Below are 8,686 nucleotides of genomic sequence, written 5' to 3' on the forward strand. Positions count from 1 at the left end.
TTGAGCACCTTCAGGGTTTTCTCGGCCACCTCGGCACGACCGGCCTGTCGTGGACACTTCTTGCCGGAGATCACCATGTTCGGCTTAAGCACGATGCCCTCAAGCGCCACGCGCGCGTGATAAAGCTTTTGGAAGGTTTCCTTCAGGGCCCATTCCGTGGCCTCGGCGCAGCGGTCGATGTCATGTGCGCCATCCATCAACACCTCTGGCTCAACGATCGGGACGATTCCACCCGCCTGGCAGATCGCGGCATAGCGGGCCAGCGCCTGCGCATTGGCGTTGATCGCATTGTAGCTGGGAATCTGATCATTGACATCGATCACCGCCCGCCACTTGGCGAATTCGGCACCAAGCCTGGCATATTCGGCAACACGGTCGGCGAGTCCATCGAGTCCTTCTGTCACGGTCTCGCCGGGCGAGAAGGGCAGGGGCTTTGGGCCCTTGTCCATCTTGATGCCAGGCACAGCGCCCGCCTGCTTGATCAGCGTCACGAGTGCCGTGCCGTCAGCGGCCGTCTGGCGCAGTGTCTCGTCGAACAGGATCACGCCTGAAATGCATGATTTCATCGCGTCGGCGGAACGGAACAACATCTCACGGTAGTCGCGGCGATTGGTCTCGGTTGAGTCGAGTTTGATCGACTCAAACCGCTTCGTGATCGATGCCGTTGATTCATCTGCAGCCAGAATGCCCTTGCCGGGCGCCACCATGCGGTTGGCTATGGCGTTGAGCGTGTCGATGGTCATGATCTTGCCTCCAATGCCTTGACGCCGGGCAGCGGTTTTCCCTCGAGCCATTCAAGGAAGGCGCCTCCGGCGGTTGAAACATACGAAAAATCCTGGCTGACGCCGGCCTGGTTGAGGGCCGCGACCGTATCCCCGCCGCCCGCCACCGACACGAGTTTGCCAGCTCTGGTGCGCTGGGCTGCATGCCGGGCCGCTTCCACGGTCGCCCGGTCGAACGGTGGGGTTTCGAACGCACCCAGCGGGCCGTTCCAGACCAGCGTGTGTGCGTCGTCTATCGCCGCGCGAATTCGATCGGACGAAACTGGGCCAACATCGAGGATCATGCCATCGGCCGGTATGGCGTCAACCCCATAGTCCGCAGCCTCCGCCCCTGCCTTGAACTCCTTCGCGACGATGCCGTCGACAGGCAGGATGACGGCACATCCTGCGTGTTCCGCCTGCTGAAGGATCTTCCGCGCGGTGTCCGTCATGTCGCGCTCGGCAAGCGACTTGCCGATACCGTGCCCCTGCGCCAGCAGAAAGGTGTTGGCCATCGCGCCGCCAATTACCAGCGCGTCAACCTTGCTCGCGAGATTGCCGAGCAGCTCGAGCTTGGTTGAAACCTTTGCACCGCCCACGATTGCGATCACCGGTCTCTTGGGCGTTTCCAGAGCGAGGTTGAGCGCCCGCAGTTCGGCCTCCATGCTGCGTCCGGCATAGGCAGGCAGCAAATGGGCGATGCCTTCGGTCGAGCTGTGGGCCCGATGGGCTGCTGAGAACGCATCATTGACATAGATGTCGCCAAGGCCTGCCAGGAGCCGAGAGAAGCCTTGGTCATTCTTCTCTTCGCCAGCGTGGTAGCGGGTGTTTTCCATCAACACGCATTCACCGGGCTTCACGTCCACCGTTGGCGCTTGCTGCCAGTCGGTGAAGACAAAGCGAACCGGCCGGCTGAGGCGTGCTTCCAGAGCGGCTGCCACCGGTTTCAGCGACATCTCAGGAATCACCTTGCCCTTGGGCCGGTCGAAGTGGGCCAGCACGATGAGCGCGCCGCCCTTGTTCATGATCTCGCGCAGGGTTGGCACAACGCGGTCGATGCGGGTTGTGTCCGTCACCACGCCGTTGCTCACCGGCACGTTGAGGTCAACCCGGCACAGCACGCGCTTGCCGGAGAGATTGACGTCGTCGAGTGTGCGAAACGCAGGCATCGTCCCGTCTCCCTCAGACCGCCGCCTTGACGGCAGCCTCTGGCGTGATGCCAAAGTGCTTGTAGAGAAGCTCGGCGGGCCCCGAAGCGCCGAAGTCAGTCATGCCGATAAAATGGCCATCCGCACCAATGAAGCGGTCCCAGCCCTGACGTACGCCCGCTTCTATGGCAATGCGGATCGTTTCGTGCCCCAGGATCCTGGCCTGGTAGGCAGAATCTTGCTGCGCGAAACGCTCCATCGACGGAACCGAGACAACCCGCGCAGGCCTGCCTGCGGCATCGAGGCTGGTCTTTGCAGACAGCGCGATTTCAACTTCCGAGCCTGAGGCAAAGATCACCACCTGCGACTTGCCCGCCGCCGGTGCAATTTCATAAGCGCCAAGTCCGCAAAGATTGTCTGCCGACCATGAGAGGCGGGCAGGCTTCAGCTTTTGGCGCGTCAGGGCCAGCACAGAAGGCCGGGTCTCGTCCCTGAGTGCCAGTTCCCAGCATTCGGCGGTTTCGATGGCGTCGCATGGCCGGTAAACGGCGAGATTGGGAATGACGCGCAACGCGGCAAGGTGCTCCACTGGCTGGTGCGTGGGACCGTCTTCGCCAAGTCCGATCGAGTCATGGGTCATGACGTAGATCACCCGCTGGCCCATCAGGGCCGAGAGCCGGATCGACGGCCTGCAGTAGTCCGTGAACACAAGGAATGTGCCGCCATAGGGAATGACACCGCCATGCAGTGCCATGCCGTTCATGGCGGCTGCCATGCCATGCTCGCGTATGCCGTAGTAGATGTAGCGGCCGCCATAGTCGGCCGCAGTGAAAGCCTTGAGCTCTTTTGACTTGGTGTTGTTCGAGCCCGTCAGGTCTGCCGAGCCGCCCACCGTGTCGGGAAGCGCCGCGTTGATCACGTCCAGCGTGTTCTGCGAGGCATTGCGCGTGGCCAGCGTCGGCGGTGCCTTGGCCAGCTCTTGCTTGTATGCGGTCAGGGCGGCATCGAAGCTGGCCGGGAGCGTGCCTTTGGTCCGGCGTTCGAACTCGGCGCGGTGCGGTGACGCAGCGAGCCGCGCGCTCCAGGCAGACCGGGCTTCGGCGCCGCGCGCGCCTGCCTTGCGCCAGGCATCCATGAGGTCATTGGGAATGATGAAGGGCTCGTGGATCCAGCCCAGCGCCTTGCGTGCCCCCGCGATTTCATCTGGCCCCAGGGGAGAGCCATGGCAGCCCGCCGTACCCGCCTTTGTCGGGGCCCCGAAACCGATCACGGTCTTGCAGGCGATGAGGACTGGCCGGTCGGCGGATTGCGCAGCCGAGAGCGCAGCGGCGATCTCGCCGGGATTGTGCCCGTCACAGGCCGACACCGTCCACCCGCTCGCGGCGAAGCGGGCGAGCTGGTTGGTGGAATCGGTCATGGCGATCTTGCCATCGATGGAGATGCCGTTGTCATCCCACAGCACGATGAGATTGCGCAGCTTGAGATGCCCTGCGAGGCTGATCGCTTCCTGGCTGATACCTTCCATGAGGCAGCCGTCGCCGGCAAGCACATAGGTCTTGTGATTGACCAGCCCATCGCCGAACACCGCGTTAAGATGACGTTCGGCAATGGCGAAGCCGACTGCATTGCCGATGCCTTGGCCCAGTGGGCCGGTGGTGGTTTCGATGCCGGGCGCGTGGCCGAATTCCGGGTGACCGGCCGTCTTGGCTCCCAGTTGCCGGAAATTCTTGAGGTCTTCGAGCGTCATGCCGCTGTAGCCCAGAAGGTGGAGCAGCGAATAGATCAGCATCGAGCCATGACCTGCCGAAAGGATGAAGCGGTCACGGTCCGGCCAGTTCGGCTCGGCGGCATCGAATTTCAGGAATTGCGTGAACAGAACCGTCGCGACGTCCGCGGCACCCATGGGCAGGCCGGGATGACCGGAATTGGCCTTCTGCACTGCATCCATGCTCAGAGCGCGGATGGCATTGGCCATGAGACGGGTCTGCTCCGGGGAATAGGCGGTCATGCGCTGATCCTTGTGGCTCAATGTGGCTCTGACGCGGGAATTTGGCTCCTGATAGCGCCTTGGGGCCGGGAGTCAATTGGAACCGTGGCGCTACGGAGACTGGATCAGGGTCGTTGCGAAACGGCAGGTCCCGGTTTAATGTTGCCGGGGAATCGACGCAGAAATTCTTCAGTCTTGCCAGAGGCTTTGAGGATGGGGATTGATAAACTGGATGAAGCAATCGAGCGCTTCGAGGGGGCGATGAGCCAGATCGAGGACCGGGTTGCCGCGCGTCTGGCGGCGGATGGCCGCTTTGGAGAGATCGAAAATGAGGTCGAATCCCTGCGCCGGGAGCGAGCCAGGCTGGAGCATGAGCTTGGGTTTCTGCGCAGCAAGGCGGGGGCTCTGGCTGAAAGCAGCAAGAGTGCTGCAGGCAAGATCGACGCCGCAATGTCGCGCATCCGGGCAGTGCTGCACTCCGGCGTGGCGGAGTAGTCCATGGCGCATGTGATCGTACAGGTGAACGGCCGCCCCTACACGATGCAGTGCCAGGAGGGCGAGGAAAACCATTTGCGCGAACTGGCCGAGCTGCTCGATGGCGAAGTGCAGCGGGTCAAGGCGAATGTCGGCTCGGTCGGCGACATCCGCATGCTGGTGATGGCGGGCCTGATGGTGGCTGATCGGCTTTCGGAGGCGATTGCGAAGCTTCAGACACTCGAGGAACAGGTGGCAGGCCTTCGCGAGGCGCGCACCGTTGCCCAGGCCGAGTCTGCGGAGTTGCAGGCCCGGTTCGGAGAGCGTCTCATGGCTGCCAGCGAGCGGCTGGAGAAACTGGCCCAGTCGCTGAAGTAAAGCTGTCGCACCGATGGACTCTGCCGCGCTGCATCCCTAAATAGGCAGGTGGCGGGCTGCCCGGTGCGTGGGATGACATATTTTCCCTGGGGCCTATGCGATTCTGAATGGGAGCTGTCCCTTGGCTTGGCCGTGGCCTTGCCTATACGGCGCCCACCTACAACTGTAGGGACCCGGGATCGTCAGTCTCTCACGGCCTATGGTGGCTCGCCTCGCCTGTTCAGCGGCTGGGAGGATCATGGACATCGCCGAGGAGAAGCGGCTGGCTCGCCAGGTGGCTGCCAAGCGCCGGGCTGAGGCGCATGCCCAGCTGATGGAGACGGCAGGGTCCAGCCTCGCGCTGCGAGGCCTTCCGGTGGCGGCCGGCGCTGCCCGCACGGTCTCGGGCTTCATTCCCTACAAGAGCGAGATTGACACGGTGCCGCTGCTGGCGCGGCTCAGCCGTGAAGGCTGGCGCACCTGTCTTCCGGTGGTGATCGGCGCTGATCAGCCGCTGCTGTTTCGCGCCTGGACGCCGGGCGAAACGCTTGCGCCCGGCGTGTGGGACATTCCCATTCCGCCTGAAACCGCCGCCGAAGTTCTGCCCGATGTGCTCCTCGTGCCGATGCTGGCCTTTGACCGGCAGGGCTACCGCCTCGGCTATGGCGGCGGCTTTTATGACCGCACGCTGGAGAAGCTCCGCGCCTTCAGGAGGGTTTGGGCGGTGGGTGTCGCCTATGCCGCGCAGGAGGTGGAAGCCGTGCCGCGCGGGGATCATGACGCGCCGCTGGATTATGTGATGACCGAGCAGGAGACATTCGCGTGCGGCTGATCTTTCTGGGTGACGTGGTCGGACGCAGCGGGCGCGAGGCCGTCGCTCAGCACCTTCCCGGTTTGCGTTCCCGCTATCGGCCGGATCTGGTGGTGGTGAATGGTGAGAATGCCGCCCACGGCTTCGGCATCACCGAAGAGATATTTCAGGGTCTGCTCGCTGCTGGTGCGGATGTTGTCACGCTCGGCAATCACGCTTTCGACCAGCGCGAGGCGCTCATCTTCATCGAGCGCTACCCGAATTTGTTGCGGCCCTTGAACTGGCCGCAGGGCTGTCCGGGCCGAGGCGTGGCTTTGGTCGAGACGGCGACGGGAAAGCGCGTGCTGGTCATGCAGGCCATGGGCAGGGTCATGATCGAGCCAATGCTGGACGATCCTTTCGCGGCCGTCTCGCGGGAACTTGATGCCTGCCCGCTCAGTCAGGCCTGCGATGCCGTGCTGATCGATTTTCACGCCGAGGCGAGCTCCGAGAAGATGGCCTTCGGACACTTCTGTGATGGGCGAGCGAGCCTCGTGGTTGGCACCCACACCCATGTTCCAACGGCGGATCACCAGATCCTTCCCGGCGGTACGGCCTATCTCACTGACGCAGGCATGTGCGGGGACTACAATTCGGTCATCGGCATGGACAAAACCGAACCTTTGCAACGGTTCCTCAGAAAACTTCCGGTTGAGCGCATGCGCCCGGCCGAGGGTGAGGCAACCTTGTGCGGGGTGGCTGTCGAGACGGACGACCAGACAGGCAAGGCCGTGTTGGTGGCTCCTCTGCGGCTCGGTGGGCGGCTGGACGAGGCCCGAATTGCCGCCTGGGAGAATGGCTTTGCATGACTACTTTTGCTCGCTGGCAGCAAAAAATCTCTAGTGACGGCGGGTAAAAAGCCGCTAGTATATTGTGCAACGCTTATAAGAAGTCGAGGCAGGCAGGCATCGTGCCATAATGGGCAACCCGCAGCACTCGCCCAAATAAAGCGTGGAAAAATGGGGAGGTAGTACCGGCTCGCCTGCTTTGCGATCATTCGCAGTGGGCTGGGTGTGTTGTCCTCCCCGTGGTGTAACGCGCCGGTTTGCCCGGCATGCTGGAGGAAGCAGTCATATGAAGAAATTCACTGATTAGAGCCTCCGATCGAACGACCGCCTCGCGGCTGGGGGATCACGATGTGGTGTTCGAAACCCTGGCTTGAGGTGGACAGGCGTGTGCTGGTCGAAGACCTGCGCTTGCCAGTTGTGGGAAACTCGAGGTGCCGCTTGCTGGCATCGCTGATCGTCTCACGGCGTCTTGCTTTTTAGTGTTTAGCTTGAATGAACCAAACATCGGGAGACGATAATGAAGAAACTGCTGATACTTACGACGGCACTGGCTGGGTTTGCCGTGCAGGCCCATGCGGGCGAGTTGACCGTAATGTCGTGGGGTGGCGCCTACGGTGAAGCCCAGACCGAGGCCCATGTGAAGCCATGGTCGGCGAAGACCGGGTTCCCCGCCAAGATGATCGACAGCGACAATCCAGCCCAGCCGGTCAAGGCGCAGGTTGAGGCCGGCAACGTCACCATCGACGTTGCTTCGCTGGAATACGCTGACGCGATCCGCCTGTGCGACGAGGGCGTTCTCGAGAAGATCGACATCAGCATCCTGCCCCCCGGCAATGACGGCGTTCCGGCTGCCGAGGACTTCCTCGCAGGTGCGGTTACGGAATGCGGCGTGTCGACCGACATCTGGGCCAACGTCTATGGCTATGACACCACCAAGATCCCGGCTGACAAGGCGCCGACGACGGCGGCCGACTTCTTCGATATGGCGAAGTATCCGGGCAAGCGCGGCCTGCGCAAGGGTGCCAAGGGCGTGCTCGAATTCGCCCTGATGGCAGACGGCGTCGCGCCGGCTGACGTCTACAAGACACTGTCGACGCCGGAGGGCGTGGATCGTGCCTTCAAGAAGCTCGACACCATCAAGAAGGATGTTGTCTGGTGGGAAGCTGGCGCCCAGGCGCCGCAGCTTCTGGCTGATGGTGAAGTGATCATGACCACGGCCTACAACGGCCGACTGTTCAACGCCGCGGTTGCCGAGGGCAAGCCCTTCAAGGTCGTCTGGGACGGACAGGTCTATGAGAACGAAATGTATGCGATCCCGAAGGGCGCTCCGAACCTGGAGAAAGCCAAGGAGTTCATCGCCTACGCAACCTCGACCGACGGCCTTCGCGCCCAGGCGCAGAACATCTCCTACGGTCCGGCCCGCAAGTCGGCGCTGAAAGAGCCGCTGATCTTCAAGGACGGCAAGACGGAGATGGCTCCGAACGTTCCGACGGCAGAAGCGAACCTCAAGAATTCGCTGCAGTCGGACTTCCAGTTCTGGGTTGACCGCGATGCGGAGCTCAATGAGCGCTTCAACGCCTGGCTTGCCGCCAACTGATGATTGAAAACCGGGCGCGGGTCACTCACCCGCGCCCGTCCCTCCCAAACTGTTCGAGTCCATCCGCCAGTGTCTGAACGCGCACACCTTACGACTGCAGATGGAACGCCCCTCAAAACGGCGTTGCAGCGCGCCCAGCGGCGCGCCAAGACCAAAGCCTTCCTTCTCGTCTTTCCGCTGCTGGCATTCGTAGTCCTGAGCTTCATCATCCCAATCTTCCAGATGCTGGAACGCTCGGCCTACAACGACATGTTCTCAAAGAATGCGCCTGCGCTGTCGCAGTGGTTCGCTGAGAATCCGCAAGGGTCGGAGATCAATGAGGCGGCTTATGCGGCGCTGGTCAGCGATCTCGTGGTCATGAACCAGAAAAAGACGTCGGGCGAAGCGGGCCTGCGCATCAATTTCACATTCCCCGGAACCGTTTCTCTGTTCAAGTCAAGCGGACGCGAGGCGGCAAAGATGCAGCCGCCCTTCAAGGAAAAGATGGTGGCGCTCAATCCGCTGTGGGGCGATCCCCGGCTGTGGGCGTCGTTGCGCAGTGCGGCCTCGCCCTGGACCACCGACTTTTTCATGGTGTCGGGCGACATGAAGCGCTCTGCCGATGGCTGGTTCGAGCAGACGGCGCCCGAGCAGCAAATCTACATCTACATCTTCCTCAAGACATTCGTTTATTCGGCGCTGATCACGGGCATATCCCTGCTGCTCGGCTTTCCAGTGGCACATT

The 8,686-nt window shown here is 62.2% G+C and carries 8 protein-coding genes, 1 other RNA gene and 1 pseudogene; 7 read left to right on the forward strand and 3 right to left on the reverse strand.

Annotated elements, in window-relative coordinates; translation table 11 throughout:
- From ACILRN_RS13790 to tkt, 3 genes are all read right to left on the reverse strand, one after another.
- The coding region (locus ACILRN_RS13790; protein ID WP_395689205.1) for a class I fructose-bisphosphate aldolase at window positions 1-743 on the reverse strand (743 nt) is incomplete at its 3' end.
- Window positions 740-1,930, reverse strand: coding sequence for a phosphoglycerate kinase (locus tag ACILRN_RS13795; protein ID WP_395689207.1), 1,191 nt, complete (start codon window positions 1,928-1,930; stop codon window positions 740-742). The genes ACILRN_RS13790 and ACILRN_RS13795, both read right to left, overlap by 4 nt.
- Before the next feature lie 13 nt (window positions 1,931-1,943).
- On the reverse strand, window positions 1,944-3,917 hold the full coding sequence (gene tkt / locus ACILRN_RS13800) for a transketolase (protein WP_395689209.1): 1,974 nt from the start codon (window positions 3,915-3,917) through the stop codon (window positions 1,944-1,946).
- Window positions 3,918-4,109: 192 nt separating this feature from the next.
- Here tkt and ACILRN_RS13805 point away from each other — a divergent pair, with 192 nt between their 5' ends.
- The 7 genes and pseudogenes from ACILRN_RS13805 to ACILRN_RS13835 all read left to right on the forward strand — a co-directional run.
- Window positions 4,110-4,391, forward strand: coding sequence for a DUF4164 family protein (locus tag ACILRN_RS13805; RefSeq protein WP_395689211.1), 282 nt, complete (start codon window positions 4,110-4,112; stop codon window positions 4,389-4,391).
- A 3-nt stretch (window positions 4,392-4,394) separates the two neighbouring features.
- Window positions 4,395-4,748: a cell division protein ZapA gene (locus ACILRN_RS13810; RefSeq protein WP_395689213.1), complete on the forward strand. Its 354-nt coding sequence runs from the start codon at window positions 4,395-4,397 to the stop codon at window positions 4,746-4,748.
- Between the two features lie 50 nt (window positions 4,749-4,798).
- Window positions 4,799-4,961: non-coding RNA, 6S RNA (ssrS, locus tag ACILRN_RS13815), on the forward strand.
- Between the two features lie 25 nt (window positions 4,962-4,986).
- Window positions 4,987-5,559, forward strand: coding sequence for a 5-formyltetrahydrofolate cyclo-ligase (locus ACILRN_RS13820; protein WP_395689215.1), 573 nt, complete (start codon window positions 4,987-4,989; stop codon window positions 5,557-5,559).
- The gene (locus ACILRN_RS13825) at window positions 5,550-6,386 is read left to right on the forward strand and encodes a TIGR00282 family metallophosphoesterase (RefSeq protein ID WP_395689217.1); all 837 of its coding nucleotides are present in this window, start codon (window positions 5,550-5,552) and stop codon (window positions 6,384-6,386) included. The genes ACILRN_RS13820 and ACILRN_RS13825 overlap by 10 nt, the downstream gene beginning before the upstream one ends.
- A gap of 496 nt (window positions 6,387-6,882) precedes the next feature.
- On the forward strand, window positions 6,883-7,962 hold the full coding sequence (locus ACILRN_RS13830) for an ABC transporter substrate-binding protein (protein ID WP_395689218.1): 1,080 nt from the start codon (window positions 6,883-6,885) through the stop codon (window positions 7,960-7,962).
- Window positions 7,963-8,031: 69 nt separating this feature from the next.
- Window positions 8,032-8,686, forward strand: a pseudogene (locus tag ACILRN_RS13835) (ABC transporter permease); the annotation flags it as partial.

This window comes from Aestuariivirga sp. (genome assembly GCF_044238155.1).
In the GTDB taxonomy this organism is placed as follows: Bacteria; Pseudomonadota; Alphaproteobacteria; order Rhizobiales; family Aestuariivirgaceae; genus Aestuariivirga.

Bases quoted from the DNA above. Each gene is read 5' to 3' on its own strand.
- ACILRN_RS13830 (WP_395689218.1), top strand. From the start codon at position 6,883: ATGAAGAAACTGCTGATACTTACGACGGCACTGGCTGGGTTTGCCGTG.
- ACILRN_RS13795 (WP_395689207.1), bottom strand. From the start codon at position 1,930: ATGCCTGCGTTTCGCACACTCGACGACGTCAATCTCTCCGGCAAGCGC.
- ACILRN_RS13805 (WP_395689211.1), top strand. From the start codon at position 4,110: ATGGGGATTGATAAACTGGATGAAGCAATCGAGCGCTTCGAGGGGGCG.
- tkt (WP_395689209.1), bottom strand. From the start codon at position 3,917: ATGACCGCCTATTCCCCGGAGCAGACCCGTCTCATGGCCAATGCCATC.
- ACILRN_RS13810 (WP_395689213.1), top strand. From the start codon at position 4,395: ATGGCGCATGTGATCGTACAGGTGAACGGCCGCCCCTACACGATGCAG.
- ACILRN_RS13820 (WP_395689215.1), top strand. From the start codon at position 4,987: ATGGACATCGCCGAGGAGAAGCGGCTGGCTCGCCAGGTGGCTGCCAAG.